Annotated in this window: 20 protein-coding genes; 2 read left to right on the top strand and 18 right to left on the bottom strand. The window is 29.6% G+C overall.

Annotated features, from left to right (window positions below):
- The 15 genes from CM240_RS02785 to rapZ all read right to left on the bottom strand — a co-directional run bounded on the left by CM240_RS02785 (position 1) and on the right by rapZ (position 14,584).
- A complete protein-coding gene (locus CM240_RS02785) occupies positions 1–144 on the bottom strand; it encodes a hypothetical protein (protein WP_162148682.1) in 144 nt (47 codons plus the stop codon).
- A gap of 222 nt (positions 145–366) precedes the next feature.
- The gene (locus tag CM240_RS02780) at positions 367–1,200 is read right to left on the bottom strand and encodes a cytochrome c-type biogenesis protein (RefSeq protein ID WP_044036258.1); all 834 of its coding nucleotides are present in this window, start codon (positions 1,198–1,200) and stop codon (positions 367–369) included.
- Positions 1,201–1,313: 113 nt separating this feature from the next.
- Complete coding sequence (locus CM240_RS02775; RefSeq protein WP_044036257.1) at positions 1,314–1,859, bottom strand: hypothetical protein; 546 nt, start codon at positions 1,857–1,859, stop codon at positions 1,314–1,316.
- 14 nt (positions 1,860–1,873) lie between these two features.
- Entirely contained in the window at positions 1,874–3,556 is a 1,683-nt protein-coding gene (locus CM240_RS17425; RefSeq protein ID WP_479723193.1) for a polymorphic toxin-type HINT domain-containing protein, read from the bottom strand.
- A 529-nt stretch (positions 3,557–4,085) separates the two neighbouring features.
- Positions 4,086–4,169 carry a methionine adenosyltransferase domain-containing protein gene (locus CM240_RS18205; RefSeq protein WP_084485462.1) on the bottom strand — a complete coding sequence of 28 codons (84 nt, stop codon included), beginning with the start codon at positions 4,167–4,169 and terminating at the stop codon, positions 4,086–4,088.
- A gap of 254 nt (positions 4,170–4,423) precedes the next feature.
- Positions 4,424–5,119, bottom strand: a complete 696-nt coding sequence (locus CM240_RS02765) for a hypothetical protein (protein ID WP_044036256.1) — start codon at positions 5,117–5,119, stop codon at positions 4,424–4,426.
- Between the two features lie 12 nt (positions 5,120–5,131).
- The gene (locus CM240_RS17830; RefSeq protein WP_051483654.1) at positions 5,132–6,157 is read right to left on the bottom strand and encodes an RHS repeat-associated core domain-containing protein; all 1,026 of its coding nucleotides are present in this window, start codon (positions 6,155–6,157) and stop codon (positions 5,132–5,134) included.
- A gap of 444 nt (positions 6,158–6,601) precedes the next feature.
- Positions 6,602–7,045 (bottom strand): hypothetical protein, encoded by a 444-nt coding sequence (locus tag CM240_RS02755; protein ID WP_044036254.1) that lies wholly within the window; start codon positions 7,043–7,045, stop codon positions 6,602–6,604.
- Between the two features lie 5 nt (positions 7,046–7,050).
- Positions 7,051–7,716 (bottom strand): hypothetical protein, encoded by a 666-nt coding sequence (locus CM240_RS16695; protein WP_051483653.1) that lies wholly within the window; start codon positions 7,714–7,716, stop codon positions 7,051–7,053.
- Positions 7,717–8,146: 430 nt separating this feature from the next.
- Positions 8,147–8,695, bottom strand: a complete 549-nt coding sequence (locus CM240_RS02745) for a hypothetical protein (RefSeq protein WP_044036253.1) — start codon at positions 8,693–8,695, stop codon at positions 8,147–8,149.
- A gap of 13 nt (positions 8,696–8,708) precedes the next feature.
- The gene (locus tag CM240_RS17825) at positions 8,709–10,226 is read right to left on the bottom strand and encodes a polymorphic toxin-type HINT domain-containing protein (RefSeq protein WP_051483652.1); all 1,518 of its coding nucleotides are present in this window, start codon (positions 10,224–10,226) and stop codon (positions 8,709–8,711) included.
- Between the two features lie 539 nt (positions 10,227–10,765).
- A complete protein-coding gene (locus tag CM240_RS02735) occupies positions 10,766–11,200 on the bottom strand; it encodes a hypothetical protein (RefSeq protein WP_044036251.1) in 435 nt (144 codons plus the stop codon).
- 194 nt (positions 11,201–11,394) lie between these two features.
- A complete protein-coding gene (whiA, locus tag CM240_RS02730; protein WP_044036249.1) occupies positions 11,395–12,348 on the bottom strand; it encodes a DNA-binding protein WhiA in 954 nt (317 codons plus the stop codon).
- A 5-nt stretch (positions 12,349–12,353) separates the two neighbouring features.
- Positions 12,354–13,700, bottom strand: coding sequence for a gluconeogenesis factor YvcK family protein (locus CM240_RS02725; protein WP_044036247.1), 1,347 nt, complete (start codon positions 13,698–13,700; stop codon positions 12,354–12,356).
- The gene (gene rapZ / locus CM240_RS02720) at positions 13,697–14,584 is read right to left on the bottom strand and encodes an RNase adapter RapZ (RefSeq protein WP_044036246.1); all 888 of its coding nucleotides are present in this window, start codon (positions 14,582–14,584) and stop codon (positions 13,697–13,699) included. The genes CM240_RS02725 and rapZ overlap by 4 nt, the downstream gene beginning before the upstream one ends.
- A 117-nt stretch (positions 14,585–14,701) precedes the next feature.
- On the opposite strand from rapZ, the gene CM240_RS02715 reads away from it, so the two are divergent.
- Entirely contained in the window at positions 14,702–15,574 is an 873-nt protein-coding gene (locus tag CM240_RS02715) for a 50S ribosomal protein L11 methyltransferase (protein WP_044036244.1), read from the top strand.
- 138 nt (positions 15,575–15,712) lie between these two features.
- Here CM240_RS02715 and CM240_RS02710 read toward each other — a convergent pair whose 3' ends face one another.
- Positions 15,713–17,281, bottom strand: coding sequence for a glycosyltransferase family 4 protein (locus CM240_RS02710; RefSeq protein ID WP_044036242.1), 1,569 nt, complete (start codon positions 17,279–17,281; stop codon positions 15,713–15,715).
- A gap of 173 nt (positions 17,282–17,454) precedes the next feature.
- Between CM240_RS02710 and CM240_RS02705 the strand changes: the two genes are divergently transcribed.
- Positions 17,455–19,356 carry an NAD(+) synthase gene (locus tag CM240_RS02705; RefSeq protein ID WP_044036234.1) on the top strand — a complete coding sequence of 634 codons (1,902 nt, stop codon included), beginning with the start codon at positions 17,455–17,457 and terminating at the stop codon, positions 19,354–19,356.
- A gap of 180 nt (positions 19,357–19,536) precedes the next feature.
- Here CM240_RS02705 and CM240_RS02700 read toward each other — a convergent pair whose 3' ends face one another.
- Positions 19,537–20,889 (bottom strand): CCA tRNA nucleotidyltransferase, encoded by a 1,353-nt coding sequence (locus CM240_RS02700; protein ID WP_044036232.1) that lies wholly within the window; start codon positions 20,887–20,889, stop codon positions 19,537–19,539.
- Between the two features lie 12 nt (positions 20,890–20,901).
- On the bottom strand, positions 20,902–21,450 hold the full coding sequence (locus CM240_RS02695) for a sigma-70 family RNA polymerase sigma factor (RefSeq protein WP_044036230.1): 549 nt from the start codon (positions 21,448–21,450) through the stop codon (positions 20,902–20,904).
- Positions 21,451–21,523: the final 73 nt, after the last annotated feature.

Here is a 21,523-nt window from a genome sequence, read left to right as displayed (position 1 = left end):
TTATCCCCCTAAATAATACCCACAAATATAATTATTCGCATATTCTGATGGTTCAGCATAACTAATATTACCCCAGCCTTTTAAATTATACGTAGCATATGAAATACCATTATAATCAACTGCAACTGTGTGTAATGAACTCATATATGGCCTACCGTTCCAAAACGATATAATATATGTCCCTGATTCCGCCATGTCATTCAATCCAACTCATATGTATATTGTATCTATAAATGTAGATTTTATCCATTTACAAAAGCTTATCATCTAAAATTTAGCTCTATACTGTATTTTTTACATACAAAATTATATAGAAAACTTTCGCCTTCTATCTTCTTTATGTTTTTTACATTTTTATCCTTTTAACTACCATGCATATGTATAATCATCTATTATATATTTTTCTATATCTCTCCATTCAGAAGAAGGATAACTTACCTCCTGTGTTATGATATATTCATTATTTATAGAAGGACATTCATGATAATTACCAAGATACTTCAAATCTTTAGGTATTATTCTTTTTGAAGTATTTAAAAGTTTTAACCTATAATTAAATAGTTTCTCACCATTATAAATACTCTTTCCTTCAAAACTTATTTTAATATACTGCAAATTATAAAATTCCTCTTCTGTAGGAAGATGTTCATCATCAGTAACTTTTACTTTAACAATAGGTACAACATGTCCTGGCCACCAATCCCCTTCTCCTACTTTTTGAAAAAGAATATATCTACCATAAAGCCCCTTTTCTCTTGCATATTCGCTATTCATTTTATATGCATACACATCACCTATTTTCCATTGACATTTGTATAATCTATACTGTGATACCTTCTTTTCTTCTGGCATTGGAGATTCTAACTTATTCTTCAGTTTTTCCAATACTTCTTTTCTTATTTTTATCTCCTTAGCTGTCCCTTCTTCTTCCCATCTTCTAATATCACTACCATCTTCTATCCACTTAATCGCATTTTCTTTTACCTCTGGTAATAATCTGCCATAATCCCATTGTATATCTGCTAATGCAAACCAGAAAATTGGACCATCATCTATATCCTCAATTTCTCCACTATATTCGTCTATTAATTCTTCTGTTATCTCTTTTGTTGTCTTCCCTCTTCTTAATCTATCTTTGTATGTATCTCTAACATCTTGTGCTATATCATCTTGATATAACTTTGGTCCCCATGACCCCATTTCATCCCCTCCCCTCATTGCGGATATCTATCTTTTTATTTTCACCATTAAAAACAAAAGTCAGAAAACTATTTGCTTTCTGACTTCCTCTTGATGAATTTAACTCTAAAATACTAATCTTTTTTTCTAAAAACCGGTCTATACCTTCCATTGCATGGTATATACTTACCTTCTAAATATAATTCATAACAATGTGGTCCAATATAATAACCTTTATCCTCTGATATAATATAATTTTTAGTTATGTATCTTTTTACCCTATTATAAAATGTATCTAAGTCTTTTAATTTATATACTAACTCTTCATTTTCATTATAATAATTATTGTTTAAATATAACCTCGAATATATTTCACCTCCATTTTTTAAATCTTTCATATTAAAACTAAAATGAATTATATCTGATTGCCAATGTTCAATATACTTTCTTTTTATTTTTTCTGCATAATCAAAAAATAATCTTGATGCATCTAACTTAATATAAAAGGTATCATATTTATAATTTCTATTCCTAAAGTTTTCATCCATTATATTTCCTAATACCTTTTCATCAACTATACTTCCATCTTCATAGATAATTCTGCCTCCGTTTTTACAAATTACTTTTAATAATTCATCAAAATCTTCTTGTACTATATAAAAACATATTTGTCTTCCCATTTTATCTACTCCTTTTAATTATAAGCGAAAAACCACACTGTATTCCCTTCACTTTCTATATCACTTATTGCTCTTCTTTCTCTTGCTACTGGCATTCCAGATTTCGTTTGTTTTCCTACTTGAACATATATTGTTTTATTATTCTTAGATACTGCAAAATCTGCATATCTCCTACTTTTATAGCCATTACTTATATCTATTCTTACTTCCTCTTTAATTAAATTATATCCTCTTTGAGATAACTTCTTTTCCATTTCTGCTATCTTAGCTTGATGTGCTGGTCCACCCTTTTTCCCATATGGATTTGTACACTTGTTATGTACCAATACACCACTATTAGAAACATAATATGTATGATAATCTTCGACTTCAAAATTATATACCTTTATTGGTGTTTCTAATATTTCATGTTGTACCTTTTCAACAACTACTTCTTTTCCATTTACTAATACAAGAATATCTCCAGCTCTTAGTTTTATAGCTTCTGTCCACCCTTGTCTTGGTACATAAAATGGATGCTCTGGTGTTGTTACTATTTCTTCTCCATTTACTTTTATATGTACTAATTCATCTGTTTCATTCTCAAAGGTTTGAACTACTCTCTTTAATCCCTTTTCTCCTGTTTCAGGATTTTCTGAGTATACTAAATCTCCTACTTTAATTTTTTCTATTGGAACATTTCCTTTTTCCGTAGATATCATCGTTCCCGCTACAAAGCATACTGATCCAGGTCCTACTACTGTACTTCCTGCTATAATTAATCCTCCAACTGAATTTACTATTCCTTCTGCCCTATTATATGCTTTCTGATTTCCTCTAAAAACTGTATTCTTAATTACATTTTTACCCGTCGCAGCCTGATATGCTCGATTTATCCCAAATGCACCTACTGCTGCGGCTGTTACATAACAAGCTGCCGCTGTTACTGCTGCTATGGCTGTCGCTGTTGCTGCTGATGCACCTATCGCAAGAGCTACCCCTGTTCCTACTGCACATGCTACTACCGGTGCTGCCACTACTATTGCAGTTACTACTGCCGCTGTAACAGCAACTTTTGCTACAACCTTTGCTGCCTTTTTCATCCACTTCGGGCATTGACCACTTTCATCACTCATATTTACTGGATTATTGAAACAATATTTAAATGCATTGTGAGTTCCTAGTTCACCTATTTTTCCGCCTATGTTATCACAATTTACAAACCTTCCCCACTCTGCATTATAATATCTACTTTGCAGATAATACATTCCAGTTTCTTCATCATATCTATATCCTCTGTATCTATATGGGTTCTTTTTACCTACACTATCCTTTAAACTTCCTGTTATTGATACTATATTTCCCCATGTATCATAACTATAGTTTACTACTACTGTTCCTGTACTATCATGCAATCCTATTACATCATTTTGTACATTTCTTATGTAGAAGTACTCTTTTCCATTTAGATTCATAGATATTAAATCGCCGTCGGCATCATATGTATAGTATATCTTATCTGTTCCATTATCTTCAAGTGTTACTGTATCTCCTGATAGATAATATTTTGTTGTTACTCCATTTACTGTTTTTTCTGTTCTTATTCCACTATCATTATACTTGTAACTTATTGTTTTATTATTGCCTTCTATTGACTTTAATTGTCTTCCCATTTCCCATGTATATTTATATCCATCATAAGTTAATGGGTTTCCTATTTCATCATAAGTTATTTCTTCCGTTGATTCTACTGTTGCTTCAGTACCATTTGATGTTATTACTGTATCTCCAACTTTAAGTTCAGAAGCAAGGCGCCATACACCTTGAGAAAGTCTAAATAAATGTCCTGGTGTTGTTTATATAAGTTCCCTGATATAACAAGGTTTATTATGGATTTTGTTTTATTTTTATAAACTTCTAAAATAGCTCTATATGCCATTTTCCTAGTATAAGTATTTTCAGAGCTTCATTCTAAATCTGCATCATAATTTTTAGTTTATAATTTATATTACTTGTAAAGTTTTGTTGTTTAATAATTTTTTTGACGATTACAAATTCCTTAGAAAGCCTTCCAGTGCCAAAAGCATCAATTTTGATAGACACAGATTTCGATATACCAATTGTATAAGCTATTCATATTTCAATTTTCTCTGCGACACCGGCAGCTACTAAATTTTTTGAAACCTATTTAGTAGCATAGTTTCCAGAGCTATCTACTTTCGTAGAATCTTTCCCGGAAAAAGCACCTCATCTATGTTCTTCAGCACCTCCATAAGAATCTACTATTATTTTTCTGTCTGTTAATCCTGAATTGCCTTGAGGACCACCAATTACAAAATGTCATGTTGGATTAATATAGAAACTTATTTTTGCGTCAAAAAGGTTTGATGGTACAATTTTCTTAATTGCATATTTTGCTATATCATTCTCATAATTTTATCAATTGGAGATTTTAGTATCTAGGTACTTAATTTTTGACGCTTACAGATATTATGATTTATTTTTACGAATACAAAAGCATGTTGCAAAACCACCGATTACAACATGCTCTTAAATTTATTTATTCACTTTCTATATATCAATAATCATATTTCCAAATATTCACCAAGTTCTTTACACCTTAAATGGTTATTGTCAAATATTAAATCTAATTCTACTGATTCGGAATCACTTCCCCATCTAAATATAACATCACCCTTTTTACATAACTTAGTTGATAAATTAAAATAATCTATACTCATATTCTTTTTATTATATTCAACAAAAGAATAATAAAAAATCTCTTTTATCGAATCGCATGTAAGCATATTTTCATTTTTACTAGCGATAAGCATAAAATTCTTTGCATCATCACTTACTAAATTTAATACCTGATCAATCTGATACAAATTTACTTCTGCAATACTAAACCAATTAACACCTGTTTCTAAGGTAAATTTAATTTCTGATCCAAGCACAAAATTGCTGATATCTATATGATTCTGTACAATTTTCCAAACCTTTTTATAATCAGAAATCTTAGAATTCACATCATAAACATTAATATTGGCTAACAAATATAATCTGTATCCTTTTAACTTAGGTAATAAGAGTAACTTTATTATTTCCATACTACACATCTTAATAAATTGTCTTTTTTCACTTATACTAAAAATTTTATCACCATTAATACTAGCTACAGCTAAGTTCAATTTCCTCTTATCAACATATTTAAATGCTTTATTATCATCTAAATACAAATAATCACATAAGTTTTCACATAATTCTAAATAAGTTTTCATGAATCTACCCCTTTAATCTCCTCTTACAGTATAATCATAATGATTTCCATTTACATCATTAATATGAGGTCCTCTATTTTGTGTTGGATCATCTTTAAATGTATGCCCTCCTGAATGATCTCTTATTACTTTTCCATTACCAAAATCATAGTCTCTGCCTTGTATCGGTTTTCCTCTTTTATCAACTGCGGGTGTTGTTACTGGTGTCTGTGTAACTGGTATACCACTTTTCCTTTTAGCTTCTCTAAAGGCACCATGTCTTCCTGCCCCCGGTGGTGTATAATTTTTAGGTCTTGATGATGGATTTGCCGAAACTTCATCATTCGAAATTTGATTATCACTTTTATTATTTACTTTAGGTTTATTTTTAGGTTTATTTTTTGCTTGTGCAACGTTATTAGCTTTGTATCTTGTATATGCATACACACTAACAACAGTTACTAACACTACTGCAGTTACAACTACTGCTGCTGGTGTACTCATAACAGCTAACACCTTGGTCGCTACCCTTGCAACTTTAAATAACGTTTTTGCATATCTTAAAGCTGCTAAAAATTCCCCATCTGTATCCTCTGCATTTACTGGATTATTACTACAATATGCAAACATATTACAAGATAAAATCTCATTCATTTCACCTATGTAACAATCTTCATTTATAAACCTTCCCCACTCTGCATTATAATATCTACTTTGCAGATAATACATTCCAGTTTCTTCATCATATCTATATCCTCTGTATCTATATGGGTTCTTTTTACCTACACTATCCTTTAAACTTCCTGTTATTGATACTATATTTCCCCATGTATCATAACTATAACTTACTACTACTTTTCCTTCTGTATCATGTAGTCCTATTACATCATTTTGTACATTTCTGATATAGAAGTACTCTTTTCCATTTAGATTCATAGATATTAAATCGCCGGAACCAGCATATGTATAGTATATCTTATGTATTCCATTTTCTTCAAGTGTTACTGCATCTCCTGATAGATAATATTTTGCCCGATGACTACCATCCGTAATATTCACTTTGTGAATATACGGCTGCTACGTCCCTGGATAACGATTTCTAACCTTTAGTCTCGCTTTGCTCCCCTAAAGCTAAGAACTCTGTTTATTGTTACTCCATTTACTGTTTTTTCTGTTCTTATTCCACTATCATTATATTTATAACTTATTTCTTTTCCATTATATGTTGTTAGCTTATCCTTCCAATTGCTATCTCCATAAGTATATTCTACTGCACCACCTTCGGTGTTTTACTTCTTCTACATTTTTAACTTTCCTTTTTAATCTCACCATTTCTATTATATCTTTTACAGCCTTCGGCTCAGCTTCGCTGTTTAACTTCTTTGCTAAAAACAAAAGAGATAGAAAACTTTCGCCTTCTATCTCTTTTATTATTTTATATGTTTAATTCATACTTCAATTACTTAGTAAACTTAATAAGAATCTTACCATTTATTTTACTACTTACTTAGATGAATCTTCGTCATCATCTACTCGATAAAATGTTATCTTTTGCCCTACTTCAAAATATGTGGTTTCTTCAACAGTGACTGTAAATTTATCTTTTCGTTTAAAATTGCCCCTCCACGTTTCATATTCCTCCTCAGGATATAACCCCAATCTATCTTTTGCTTCAATTGCATAAATCCAAATCCTCTCTCCTCTTATTTCACCTGAAAATATAAATGGAATTTCTGTACCTTTAATATTCATAGACCCAGTAGCATGTTGATTTTCATCAACATAAATCTCAATACTACCATCTTCTGAAATCCATTCCGTATCTGGCTGATCAGAAGGTCTTTTTCCTTCATATCTATATATATACATACCATATAAAACTACACCAAAAAGACAAATTAAAATAAAAATAGCAAACCCTATAATTATTTTCTCAAATAATCTCATAATTTTCACCTTCCTAAATAGTAACCACAAATATAATTGCTTGCATATTCTGATGGATCCTTATAACTAACACCATCCTCTAAATTATATGTGAAATATGAAATTCCATTATAATCAACTGCAACTGTATGTAATGAACTCATACATGGCGTACCGTTCCAATAAGATATAATATATGTTCCTGGTTCTGTCATTTCATTTAAACCTACTCTTGAGTAACTTATTCCACTATTATTTAGTACTTTGCCTATTGAATATGGATTAGATCCCAAAAATCCACCTCCAACCATTGCTTGTGACTTTTGAAATTCCAACATTGTTGACGATAAATTTGAATTTATCCCTTTTAATACTTTTGCATTATGAACAGCTATTGTCTCACATGCATTATGCGATGCTGGATAAAATCCATATCTAAAGTTTCCACCGGTTCCACTCTTATTATTTTGATCATTTATCAATTTATTTTGAGTCGTTGTTGTCTTATTTTTATCAACTTGTGTATTTCTAACATAATTCATTCCATAAAACCCCCTTTCTTTTGCATATTCACTATTCATTTTATATGCATATACATCACCAATTTTCCATTGACATTTGTATAATCTATACTGTGATACCTTCTTCTCTTCTGGCATTGGAGATTCTAACTTATTCTTCAGTTTTTCCAATACTTCTTTTCTTACTTTTACCTCCTTAGCTGTTCCTTCTTCTTCCCATCTTCTAATGTCACTACCATCTTCTATCCACTTAATTGCATTTTCCTTTACCTCTGGTAATAATCTGCCATAATCCCATTGTATATCTGCTAATGCAAACCAGAAAATTGGACCATCATCTATATCCTCAATTTCTCCACTATATTCTTCTATTAATTCTTCTGTTATCTCTTTTGTTGTTTTTCCTCTTCTTAATCTATCTTTGTATGTATCTCTAACATCTTGTGCTATATCATCTTGATATAACTTTGGTCACCATGATCCCATTTTTATCCCTTCCCCCTTATTGCTGATATCTATCTTTTTATTCTCACCATTAAAAACAAAAGTCAGAAAACTATTTGCTTTCTGACTTTCTCTTAGTGAACTTAACTTTAAAACGTTACTCCTTTTTTCTAAAAACCGGTCTATATCTTCCATTGCATGGTATATACTTACCTTCTAAATATAATTCATAACAATGTGGTCCAATATAATAACCTTTATCCTCTGATATAATATAATTTTTAGTTATGTATCTTTTTACTCTATTATAAAATGTATTTAAATCTTTTAATTTGTATATTAATTCTCCTTTTTCATTATAATAACTTTTATTGTAATATAATCTTCCAACATCATATATGTTTATATTATCTAACTGTACTTCACTCAGTGATAACTCTATTATATCTGATTTTGTTTCCAATATATACCTAGTGTAAATATCTTCTTCATCTTCAAATACTAATCTTGACTGATCCAACTTTATATTTAAACAATTATACTTATTTTTAAATGCATTTAATCTAGAATCAAATATATTTTCTAATAACACATCACTTAACTCATATCCATCACTATATATAATTATTCCATTATTCTTTTTAATAACTTTAACTAATTCATTAAAATCTTTTTGAATTATATAAAACTGTATTTGTCTTCCCATATTAATCACTCCTCTAATTATAAGGAAAAAAGAATACTGTTCCGCCTTCACTTTCTATATCACTAATAGCTCTCCTTTCTCTTATTACAGGCATTCCACTTTTTGTTTGTCGTCCAACCTGAATATATATTGTTTTATTATTTCTTGTAGCTGAAATATCAGCATATCTTGTCTTTTTAAACCCATCACTTATTTTTATTGCCACTTCTTTTTTTACTTTAAATCCATTTTTTCCAAATGCCTTTTCAAGTTCTGCTATCTTAGCTTGATGTGCTGGTCCACCTTTTTTCCCATATGGATTTGTACATTGATTATGTACCAATACACCACTATTAGAAACATAATAAGTATGATAATCTTCGACTTCAAAATTATATACCTTTATTGGTGTCTCCAATATTTCATGTTGTACCTTTTCAACAACTACTTCTTTTCCATTTACTAATACAAGAATATCTCCAGCTCTTAGTTTTATAGCTTCTGTCCACCCTTGTCTTGGTACATAAAATGGATGCTCTGGTGTTGTTACTATTTCTTCTCCATTTACTTTTATATGTACTAATTCATCTGTTTCATTCTCAAAGGTTTGAACTACTCTCTTAAATCCTTTCTCTCCCGTTTCAGGATTTTCTGAATATACCATATCTCCAACTTTTACATCTTCTATTGCTTTTTTACCCAATTGTGTTGATATTACAGTACCAGCTATAAAACACGCATTACTTGTTACCCCTCCCGTTATAGCTCCTGTTATAGCTCCTTCCATAAATCCATCTGCAGCACCACTTATCGCTGCCTTACGCGAACCCTTCCAACTTCCCGTCGTTACTCTATTTGATACTACTCTAGTGGCTGCACCTATTACTGCACCAGTTGTTGCGCCTACTATAGCTCCCACTAATGCACCACTTGCTACACAATGAACTGCCGCTAATAATGTTCCTGCTGCTGCACCTCCTGTTGCTACAGTAACTACCGCAGCTGCCGAAATTACCGCAACTCCAATTGCAATTTTTTTAAAAGTTTTAGATTTCATCCACTTTGGCCATTGACCACTTTCATCACTCATATTTACTGGATTATTGAAACAATATTTAAATGCATTGTGAGTTCCTAGTTCACCTATTTTCCCACCAATATCATCACAATTTACAAACCTTCCCCACTCTGCATTATAATATCTACTTTGAAGATAATACATTCCAGTCTCTTCATCATATCTATATCCTCTATATCTATATGGGTTCTTTACTCCTACACTATCTTTTAAACTTCCTGTTATTGATACTATATTTCCCCATGTATCATAACTATAACTTACTACTACTTTTCCTTCACTATCATGTAGTCCTATTACATCATTTTGTACATTTCTTATGTAGAAGTATTCTTTTCCATTTAGATTCATAGATATTAGATCGCCATCGGCATCATATGTATAGTATATCTTATCTGTTCCATTATCTTCAAGTGTTACTGCATCTCCTGAGAGATAATACTTTGTCCGATGACTACCATCCGTAATATTCACTTCGTGAATATTACGGATGCTACGTCCCTGGATAACGATTTCTAACTTTAGTCTCGCTTCGCTCCCCTAAAGCTAAGAACTCTGTTTATTGTTACTCCATTTATTGTTTTTTCTGTTCTTATTCCACTATCGTTATACTTATAACTTATTGTTTTATTATTGCCTTCTATTGACTTTAATTGTCTTCCTATCTTCCATGTGAATTTATAACCATCATAAGTTAATGGATTTTCTATTTCATCATATGTTATTTCTTTTCCATTATATGCTGTTAGCTTATCCTTCCAACTGATATCTCCATAAGTATAACCTACGGTGTTTTGCTTCTTCTATATTTAAAACTTTCTTTTTTCATCTTATATTTTTCATTTATAACAGCCTACGGCTCAGCTTCGCTGTTTGATTGTTCTCCTAAAAACAAAAGAGATAGAAAACCTTCGCCTTCTATCTCTTTTCTCACCTTTTATATTTATATTCATCCTTTAATTAGTTAATAAATTTAAAAAGAAACTTACTCTTGCTTTTACTGCTTACTTAGATTAATCTTCTTCATCATCAACTCGATAAAATGTTATCTTTTCTCCTACCTCAAAATAAGTAGTTTTTTCAACAGTCACTGTGAACTTATCTTTTCTTTTAAAGTTTCCCCTCCACGTTTCATATCTCTCCTCAGGATATAACCCCTCTCTACCTTTTGCTTCAATTGCATAAATATCAATTATCTCTCCTCGTATTTCACCTGAAAATATAAACGGAATTTCTGTACCTTTAATATTCATAGACCCAGTAGCATGTAGATTTTCATCAACATAAATCTCAATACTACCATCTTCTGAAATCCATTCCGTATCTGGCTGATCAGAAGGTCTTTTTCCTTCATATCTATATATATACATACCATATAAAACTACACCAAAAAGACAAATTAAAATAAAAATAGCAAACCCTATAATTATTTTCTCAAATAACCTCATAATTTTCACCTTTCTAAGCAATAGCCGCACGACATCATTTACCTTTATTATACATAAGTACACATCAGCATTTTGTAAAATTACGTAAATCACTTTAGCTAATTTTATTACAAATTCCCCTTTAAAACTGCTTATATTGTTGATTTATGTCTACATACATAAAAAAGCCCCACCTTTACAGGTGGAGCTCTTTCTTAATATTGTTCATTTCTTATCTCAGAAGCAATTTTTTCAATTCTTCTTAGCCTATGATTGACTCCTGATTTTCCAACTGGTGGATTCAGCATTTCTCCTAAGTCTTTCAGTGATTCATCAGGATATGATAATCTAAGCTCTGCGATATCTCTTAAATTTTTAGGTAATCTATTTAATCCAATTGTACTAGAAATAAGTTTTATACTTTCTATTTGTCTTACTGCAGCATTAACAGTCTTTGATAAGTTAGCTGTTTCGCAGTTAACTAAGCGATTTACGTTATTTCTCATTTCCTTCATTATTCTTATATTTTCAAAGAATAATAATGATGAATGAGCACCGACAATGTTTAGCAAATCTACTATTTGTTCCCCTTCTTTTATATAGATAATATAACTTGATTTCCTTTGAATAACTTTAGAATTTATACCATACTTATTTATTAATGCTGATAATTCTTTTGCATAGTCAACATTGTGAGTTACAAATTCTAAATGATATGTCTTTTCTGGATTTGATATACTTCCCCCACCTAAAAATGCTCCTTTTATATATGCTCTTTTTATATTATCATCTTTCAGTACAAATTCAGGTATACTATAATTTAAAGTAATTATACCATCACACTCTATCATTACCCCTACTTCTAAAAGTAAATCCTTTGCTCCCATTTTTTCGTCAATTACTACCATATATATATTATTTTTCTTCAGTGAATTACTCTTCTTAACCATTAATTTAGAGTGAATTCCAAAGCTTTCCTTTAACAACTTAAATAAAAGTCTTGCTATGGCAGGATTTTCTGTAGATACTCTAAAAGAGAATGACTTATGAGAACCTAGCATAAGAGTTCCACTAACTTTCATTATTGCTGATATAATAGCTAAGGACTCTTCTCTAGGATACTCCGCTACTCTACATATCTCACTTTTTACCTTTGCTGAAAATGACATTTAAATTACTGCTCCTTTTTATTTTTATTCTCTTTCAAACGCTCGGATAAGTAGAAATATTCTATTATCTTCTTTTTATCATAAAATAACTTCTTATCCATTATAATTTCTATAATAACTGATGCTAATACATCGGAATTATGTCTTACAAAACCATTTTTGTTTATAGCAAGTAAGTTTGCCTTTACTACCTCAACGTCTAATTCATCAATTTTATCTTCATCTATTTCTACTGGTATAGAATTTTCATCTAGGTATTTTTTCTTAAGGTCCTCACTGATTTCTTCATCATTAACGATAACATAATCTATTATATTAGTACCTATATGATTATTTATCACTTCTAAATGATCTGAAACCTTAAATCCATCAGTTTCACCAGGTTGTGTCATAACGTTAGAAACGTAAGTTATAAGTGCCGGTGTCTTATTTAATGCTTCTTTTACTTCTTCTACTAAAAGATTTGGAAGTACAGATGTATACAAGCTTCCAGGTCCTAGTATTATAGCATCTGCATTCATTATAGCATCTAATGCCTCATCTAATGCTTTTGCATCTTTAGGTTCTATCTCTAATTTGTCTATTGGAGATTTTCTATTAGAAGCTTCTATTGGTATATTAGACTCTCCACGAACTACTGTACCATCTTTTAATGTTGCCTTTAATTTCATATTATCTAAAGTAACAGGTATAACCTTTCCTGTTACAGCTAAAACTTCGCTCATGTTTTTTACAGCTTCCTCAAAATTAGTTGATATTCCATCCATAGCTGCTAAAAAAAGATTCCCAAAGCTTTGATTTTTTAATCTTCCATCTGGAAACCTATACTGTAACAACTCTTCCATTAGAGGTTCTGTATCTGAAAGTGCTAATATACAATTTCGTATATCTCCTGGAGGAAGTATTCCTAAATCCTCTCTTAAATCTCCTGAGCCTCCACCATCATCAGCAACAGTTACAATGGCTGTTATATTACTAGTATATTGTTTAAGACCTCTAAGCATAGTAGAAAGTCCTGTTCCTCCACCAATAACTACTATCTTAGGCCCTTTTACTAATAATCTCTTCTCATATATAAGGTTTCCTAATCTACGTGAATTTATATGAACATTAAGATATCCTTTATTAATAAGCACTATCATAGATTCCATTAATCTTGTTGCTGCTATATATATTATAAATGCTCCAGTAACAATTATAAATAAATAAAATAAGGTGTATTTAATTTCATATTCTCTAGATTTCACTAATATTTCAGCTAAAGCAAATGTTATAAAAAGCATTCCCATAACTGCTAACATTATAAATCTCTTAACTTTGATTCCAGGCCTTAACCAATCTAAGATTTTCATAGTTTCTTTTCACCTTTTCTATTAATATCCTCATTAATATCTCTATGATAAATATTAACTCTATGACCACTTTCAGATAACCTTTTATAAAGTTCCTCTGCTATAGCTACAGATCTATGTCTTCCACCAGTACATCCTATAGATACAATAAGTTGCTTTTTACCTTCCCTTAAATAATTAGGAATTAAAAATTCTAATAAATCTTCATATTTATCTACAAAATCTGTTGTTTGTTTAAAACTAAAAACATAGTCTCTAACATCATTATCTTTTCCTGAGTTAGGTTTAAGCTCTTTTATATAAAAAGGATTTGGTAAAAACCTAACATCCATTACTAAATCTGAATCTACTGGTATTCCATACTTAAATCCAAAAGATAATATGCTTATAGATAGTCTGCTTTCTAGTTGTCCTTCTTCTACATATATCTTTTCAATATCTTCTCTTAATTCTCTTGCTGAAAGAGTTGTAGTGTCTATTATATTATTAGAAATATCTCTTACAGCCTTTAATTTAGTTTTTTCTAATAAAATTCCATCTAACACTCTTCCTTCTGGTGATAATGGATGTTTTCTTCTAGATTCTTTATATCTCTTAATAAGAACTTCATCAGAAGCTTCTAAATATAATATCTCATATCCGTAATTTTCACTTTGAAGATAATTTAAACTTTCAAATAAATCATCAAAGAATAAGCCACCTCTAATATCTATAACAAGTGCTATTTTTTCTATTTTTACATCTGATTGAAAACATGCTTCAGCAAATTTAGGTATTAATGTTGGAGGTAAGTTATCTACACAAAAATATCCTATGTCCTCTAAACTTCGTATAGCCTGTGTCTTCCCGGCTCCTGATAACCCTGTAACTATTACAAATCTCATCTAAAACTTGCCCCCTTAACTTTTCTTTTAATATATTATATCATAAATTTAAATTGTTTCTTTATTATTAAAGACCAAATTGTTATTATTATATTAAAGAATTACAAGGAGGATCTTATGAAAAAAATAATATTAGAAGTTGCAAATAAAAATTTAGATAATATAATTGAAGTTTTAAATATACATGATATTTATAATATTTACTATGATCAACCTTTTCAAGTCACTACAACAGAGTATGGCTACGGATATGTAGAAGATGAAGATTCCATTTTTAATTTAAATATTATTATTGAAAATGATGAGGACTTAGATAATATGACAAATCTATTATCTAAAATATTACCAAACTACACTTTATCAATAGAAGATGTTGATACTAGTAATTTCGATAACACCTTTGAACCGTTAGACTTACATAATGGATATATAATTTGCTCTCCTGATGATAATATTGACGACTCATCACTAGAAAAAATTTATTTTATACCACAAGGTGCTTTTGGAACAGGTCTTCATGAGACTACTCAAGATTGTTTAAGATATATTCTTAAAAGCGACTTAAAAAATAAATCAGTACTAGACATTGGAACTGGTTCAGGAATACTTTCTCTTGCCTCTGCAAAAAAAGATGCATCTAAAATTATAGCTTTAGACATAAGAGATGTATCTGCAGAAATAGAATATAATGCTTCATTAAATTCAATAAGTAATATCGAAGTTGCTGTTGGAAATGCCCTTGATGATGAAATAAAATTCGATGAAAAATTTGATTTTGTTATTATTAATATAGGTGGAGAAGAAACCCTTATGTTTAAAGATTTTATTTATAATACTTTAAAAGATAATGGTACTCTACTAATTTCAGGTCTTGTTACTTGGAGCTATGAAGATGTGTTAAAAGGACTATCTGATCTTAATTTGACTATTATAGATAAATCTATATCTAATGAATGGGTTACTGTTTTATGCAAACAAAACCCAAAATAAATTTTTTAACATACATTTATTTTATTTAATAACAACACTTAAGTATAACAGTTTTGTATATGAAAAAAACGGAAATCTTTTCACCATAAAAAGGAGCGAAGCACAATGTCTATTTATTGCGCCTCAGCTCCTTCTCTATTATTCCTTTAACTCTATCTCTGTTATTACAGCTTCTTCTTTTTCATCTTTATTTTTATCTACTACTTCTTCTACTTTTTTTGCTTTTATAGCCGTAGTTTTTTTTGTAGTTGTTTTTCTTGGTTTTCTTCCTCTTGTTGTAGTGCTTTTTGTTTCTGTATTAGTAGATTTTTTTTCTTCCTTTTCTATAGTTTTAGATTCTTCTTTTGCTACTGTTTCAATAGTTTTTTTTACGCTTTCTTCTTCTATTTTATTTTCAATATTAATTTCTGCTTCTTTCTCTTCTATTTTATCAACTTCAACTTTGTTAATTTCTTTATTTTTTTCGATAACATTTTTAGCTTCTACTTCACTTTCAGAAACTTCTTCCACTTTTTCTCTACTCCAACTAGTACCTTTCACTTCCTCTAGAATATCTTTGTATCTAGACTCTACTTCTTTAGCTACTGACTTCCAACAATATCTAGATTTCAACATTTCCTTCGCATTCTCAATAAGAATTGGTCTTAATGGAAGATCATTAATGGCTATGTTAATATTATCCTTTAAACTTTCTGGATTTCCTTTTAACATCTTCAATCCATTAACTTTATGAATAATTGGATCTACAACTTTTTCTGTATCAGCCACTATAACTGGACATCCTGCTGCCATAGCTTCAATAGTTTCTTTACCAAACGGTTTATATGCCCCTGGAAATACTGTTACATCAGCAATATTATATAACTTTTCTACATCTTCATCACTTAATGCTCCTGTAAATAGAACTTTATTTTCTATATTATTTCTTTTACATATAGATTTTAATTCTTCACTACTATCTCCAGTTCCAACTACAACAAATTTAACATCCCATCTTTCATTTAATATCATTCTGGCAGCCTCTATAAGTAATGAAACTCCTTTATCATAATCAAGATTTCCTACAAAGAGAACTATTTTTTCATCTTCTCTAGCAAATCTATTTTTAAAAGATTTTTTATCAAATATATTAACATTAGAATTAATTCTTATTCCCTTAGGAATAACTGTAACCTTTCCCATTGGTAATGAAAATAGTCTTTGTATTTCCTCTTCCATATAATTATCACAGGCTATTATCTTAGATGATTCATATGTTAATAGCCATTCTACAGAAGCTATATATCTTTGAATTTCATTTTTTATTCCATTACTTCTTCCTACTTCTGTACCATGCATTGTAGATATAAGCGGTATACTATGACTCCACTTTAATACCTTTGCTGCATAGGAAGTATTCCAATCATGACAGTGAATTATATCGAAATTTCCTTCTCTATTTATAAGTCTTGTTCCTTCTTCTATCATAGAGAAATTTAAGTGCATTATCCATTTTGTAAAATCTTCAGTAGCTATATTACAAGGAGTTACTCTATGTACCTTTACCCCCTCAATATCTTCATATACAGGTGATACTCCCTCTTCTAAAGTAATAACATCCACCTCGTGTCCTAATATAGTAAGTTCTTTTGATAAATTATATACATAATCTGCTAATTCCCCTTTAGCTTTAGGTGGGTACTCCCAAGTTAACATCAATATTTTCATTTTTTCTCCCCCTTATTACTATTGTAAAAATTTGGTAATTATCCCCTCTTTTATTATAATATAAATATTTATAAAAAAAAACCACATAGTGAATTATATTTATTCTTTATAATATGTTATAGTTTATATAATTAGATAAATACTAAAAATGATTAATCATAAGGAGTGATAAAATGAACTTTGTAAAAGTATCAGCTGCTTCTCCTAAAGTAACTGTAGCTGATGTTGAATATAATTATAATCAAATAATCGATTTAATTGATAAAGCTGTAGAAGAAGATGTTAAGTTTATTGTTTTCCCTGAACTTTCCCTTACTTCTTATACTTGTGCAGATTTATTTCTTAACTTTTCTCTTATAAAAACTAGTGAAATATACTTAGATAAATTATGTAACTATTCTAAAAATAAAGATATTGTTATAGTAGTTGGTGCTCCTATATTAGTTAAAGATAAACTATATAACTGTGGTGTCAGTATTTTTAATGGTAAGATTCTTGGAATAGTACCTAAGAGTTTTCTTCCAAACTACTCAGAGTTTTATGAAAAAAGATGGTTTGCAGAAGGTATCGATATTAGAGACTCTTATATAGATCTTTCTTTCCAAAAGAACATTCCTTTTGGTGTAGATTTAATTTTTAAAGATAATAATATTAACTTCTTTATAGAAATTTGCGAAGATCTTTGGGTTGCAATACCACCTAGTTCTTATGCATCTATTGCCGGTGCTAATATTATAGGAAATTTATCTGCATCAAATGAAATTGTAGGAAAAGCTTCTTATAGAAAAGACCTTATTAAAAATCAAAGTGCAAGAACTTTAAGCTCTTACATATATTCATCTGCTGGTGTTCATGAATCTACTACAGACTTACTTTTCAGTGGAGACTTACTTATCGCTGAAAATGGAGGAATTTTAGCTTCTGGCGAAAGATTCTCAAGAGAAAGTCAACTTATAACTTCTTGTATAGACATTGAAAAGCTTACTTTTGAAAGAATGAAAAATTCTTCTTTTACCAACACATTAAAAAATGTACCTAAATTTAGAGAAATTGAAATCGGCTTTAAATCTCTTAATTTTAAAACATTTAATAGATTTGTAGATAAACATCCATTTGTACCAAGCAATCCTAAAGAAATTGAAGAACGTTGTGAAGAAATATTTGCTATTCAATCTTCTGCTCTAGCCAAAAGATTTGAACATACAAAATCAAAAAAAGCTGTCATTGGAATTTCTGGTGGTCTAGATTCTACTTTAGCATTACTAGTAGTTATAAGAACTTTTGATATGCTTGGAATGGATAGAAAAAATATTGTTACAATCACAATGCCAGGTTTCGGTACTACTGATAGAACTTATAATAATGCCGTAGATCTTTGTAAACTACTTAATTGTGACTTTAGGGAAATAAATATCGTTGAAGCTTCCCTTCAACATTTCAAAGATATCGGTCATGATAAAGATATTCACGATGTTACCTATGAAAATGTTCAAGCAAGAGAAAGAACTCAAATTCTTATGGACATAGCAAACAAGGAAGGCGGTTTATTAATTGGAACTGGAGACCTTTCAGAGTTAGCTCTTGGATGGTGTACATATAATGGAGATCATATGTCTATGTATGGTGTTAATGGATCAATTCCTAAAACTTTAGTTAAATATTTAGTTAGATATGTAGCTACTCATAAAATGGATGAAGAATCTAAAGCGGTATTATTAGATATATTAGATACTCCTATATCTCCAGAATTATTACCAAAAGGTAAGAATGGTGATATAGTTCAAAAAACTGAAGATGTTGTTGGGCCTTATGAACTACACGACTTCTTCCTATATCACTTTATAAGAAGTGGCGCTGAAAAAGATAAAATAAGTTTCTTAGCTAAAGAAGCCTTTAAAAATGACTATGATGAAGAAACTATAGATAAATGGTTAGATAAATTTATAACTCGTTTCTTTACACAACAATTTAAGCGTTCCGCATTACCAGATGGACCAAAAGTTGGTACTGTTTCTTTATCTCCAAGAGGAGATTTAAGAATGCCATCAGATGCTTCATATAATAGTTTTAGATAACAAAAATATGGTCTTTCTTGAAATAACTTAATATTATAACAATAAAAAGTGACTAAAACATAATAAATTAATATTGTGCTTTAGTCACTTATTTTATTATTTTAGTTGCCATATGCAATTTTCTCATATTAGTACCTGTTCTAGATAAATAGTGGTGGAATTCTACAGGTATACACTACTTTAACTGTATATTGAATTATCCATATTCATAACTATTTCTATTAATTTTTCTTTTTCATTTTTATCAGGGCTTTCTATTACTTCTTCTAATAACTTATTCAGTATCATCCCTATTTCCTTCCCCGGTTTAATACCTAATTTTATTAAATCCTTTCCTGATATAGCTAAATCCTTCAATGAAAAACATTGATTACTTTCTATAATTTCTTTAAGTTTATCTTTAATACTATTTATTGCATCTATTTTTTCTTCTATAAACTTAGGATTTTGAGCCTTTATATCTGCTATCCATACCTTAATTAAATCATTAAAATTTTCTTCCTCTACTTTACTTAATAGTTTTCTTATAGACTTTTTGCTATTTACCCTTTGATCATGATATTGAACTAATAATAACACTTTTGCTATAGTATTATTATCATATTTCATCCTTCTCAAAATATCTTCTGCCATATCTTTTGAAACTAATGGATGATTATAAAAATGATCTATACCATTTTCATCTGTCGTAATAGTTTTAGGTTTACCTATGTCATGTAAAAGCATAGTAAGTCTCAATATTAATTCTTTATCTATATTCTCCATAGATTTTATAATATGTTCCCCTACAGTATAAATATGATGAGGATTATTTTGTTTTGTATTAATTGCAAATTGAAACTCCGGTAAGAAATTTTCTAAAAGTCCATACTCGTATAAATCATATATTGACCTTGGATTATCAGATAAAATTATTTTATTAAATTCTTCTCTTATTCTTTCTACTGAAATATTTTTTATATTAGAACTTAATTTTTTTATAGCTTCTATAGTCTCTTCTTCTATATCAAAAGTTAGTTGTGCAGAAAATCTAATAGCCCTAAGCATTCTTAATGCATCTTCTTCAAATCTATCCATAGGATTTCTTACAGTTTTAATCTTTCTTTCTTTTAAATCATCTATCCCATTGAAATAATCCTTTAATCCCTCTTTAGGATTAAAAGCCATAGCATTTATAGTAAAATCTCTTCTAGCTAAATCTTCTTGTAACTTTGACGTAAATATTACTTCTTCAGGCCTTCTACTATCTTTATACTCTCCATCTATTCTATATGTGGTTATTTCATAACTATCATTATTAATAATAACTGTAACTGTCCCATGTTTTATACCTGTAGGAACTACAGTAGCACCAATATCTTTAAATACTTCCATAACCTTCTCTGGTAATGCATCAGTAGTTATATCCCAATCATTAGGCACTCTACCTAAAATAGAATCTCTTACACATCCCCCTACAACATAGGCCTCAAAGCCGTGACTTTCTAAAATTTTTATTATATTACTTACTGTACTTGGTATGTTTATATTCATCTTATCACCATCTTATTTCTCTTCTAATTTTGCTTTCAATTTTCTTAATGCTCTTTCTTTTCTTTTACATAAAGCTACATAAGAAATTCCTAATTCTTTAGCTAATTGTTTTCCCGATATTTTATTGACTTGAAGATCTATTATTAATTTCTTATCATTATCATTCATATCAGCTATAGCTTCTATAACTTCTTTTACATATTCTTTTAATATCATTTTCTCTTCTATATTTTCATTACCTTCTATTATATCAATTAATTCTATATTTTCATCATTACTTCTATTTAAAGAAGTTGTCCCATTATATTTAGCTCTATTTCTTATCATCATATAATAATTATTCACTATAGCTCTTGTACCATAAGCAACAAAAGGTCCTTTTGCTTCATCATATTTCTCCATTGCTTTCATAAGGGATATATATCCTTCTTGAATCAAATCCTCTTTATCATATCCTTCTATATATATTTTATTACATTGCTTTATTATAAACATTTTAAATGAGTCTAAAATCTCTTCTATAGCTTCTTTGTTTCCTTCCTTAGCTAATTTTATATTCATATCTCTCACTCCTTTTCTATGACTTTAGAATATAGAAAAGGACTTTTGTTTTGTATTCTGAATAAATATGTTA

This window comes from Clostridium bornimense, from assembly GCF_000577895.1.
Taxonomy (GTDB): domain Bacteria; phylum Bacillota; class Clostridia; order Clostridiales; family Clostridiaceae; genus Clostridium_AN; species Clostridium_AN bornimense.
Note: the sequence above shows the minus strand (reverse complement) of the source record. Positions and strands in the feature narration are given on the sequence as shown.

Bases quoted from the DNA above. Each gene is read 5' to 3' on its own strand.
- CM240_RS02780 (WP_044036258.1), bottom strand. From the start codon at position 1,200: ATGGGGTCATGGGGACCAAAGTTATATCAAGATGATATAGCACAAGAT.
- rapZ (WP_044036246.1), bottom strand. From the start codon at position 14,584: ATGAGATTTGTAATAGTTACAGGGTTATCAGGAGCCGGGAAGACACAG.
- CM240_RS02715 (WP_044036244.1), top strand. From the start codon at position 14,702: ATGAAAAAAATAATATTAGAAGTTGCAAATAAAAATTTAGATAATATA.
- CM240_RS02710 (WP_044036242.1), bottom strand. From the start codon at position 17,281: ATGAAAATATTGATGTTAACTTGGGAGTACCCACCTAAAGCTAAAGGG.
- CM240_RS02785 (WP_162148682.1), bottom strand. From the start codon at position 144: ATGAGTTCATTACACACAGTTGCAGTTGATTATAATGGTATTTCATAT.
- CM240_RS02755 (WP_044036254.1), bottom strand. From the start codon at position 7,045: ATGAGATTATTTGAGAAAATAATTATAGGGTTTGCTATTTTTATTTTA.
- CM240_RS02700 (WP_044036232.1), bottom strand. From the start codon at position 20,889: ATGAATATAAACATACCAAGTACAGTAAGTAATATAATAAAAATTTTA.
- whiA (WP_044036249.1), bottom strand. From the start codon at position 12,348: ATGTCATTTTCAGCAAAGGTAAAAAGTGAGATATGTAGAGTAGCGGAG.
- CM240_RS02745 (WP_044036253.1), bottom strand. From the start codon at position 8,695: ATGGGAAGACAAATACAGTTTTATATAATTCAAAAAGATTTTAATGAA.
- CM240_RS02775 (WP_044036257.1), bottom strand. From the start codon at position 1,859: ATGGGAAGACAAATATGTTTTTATATAGTACAAGAAGATTTTGATGAA.
- CM240_RS02695 (WP_044036230.1), bottom strand. From the start codon at position 21,450: ATGAATATAAAATTAGCTAAGGAAGGAAACAAAGAAGCTATAGAAGAG.
- CM240_RS02705 (WP_044036234.1), top strand. From the start codon at position 17,455: ATGAACTTTGTAAAAGTATCAGCTGCTTCTCCTAAAGTAACTGTAGCT.
- CM240_RS02725 (WP_044036247.1), bottom strand. From the start codon at position 13,700: ATGAAAATCTTAGATTGGTTAAGGCCTGGAATCAAAGTTAAGAGATTT.
- CM240_RS02735 (WP_044036251.1), bottom strand. From the start codon at position 11,200: ATGAGGTTATTTGAGAAAATAATTATAGGGTTTGCTATTTTTATTTTA.
- CM240_RS02765 (WP_044036256.1), bottom strand. From the start codon at position 5,119: ATGAAAACTTATTTAGAATTATGTGAAAACTTATGTGATTATTTGTAT.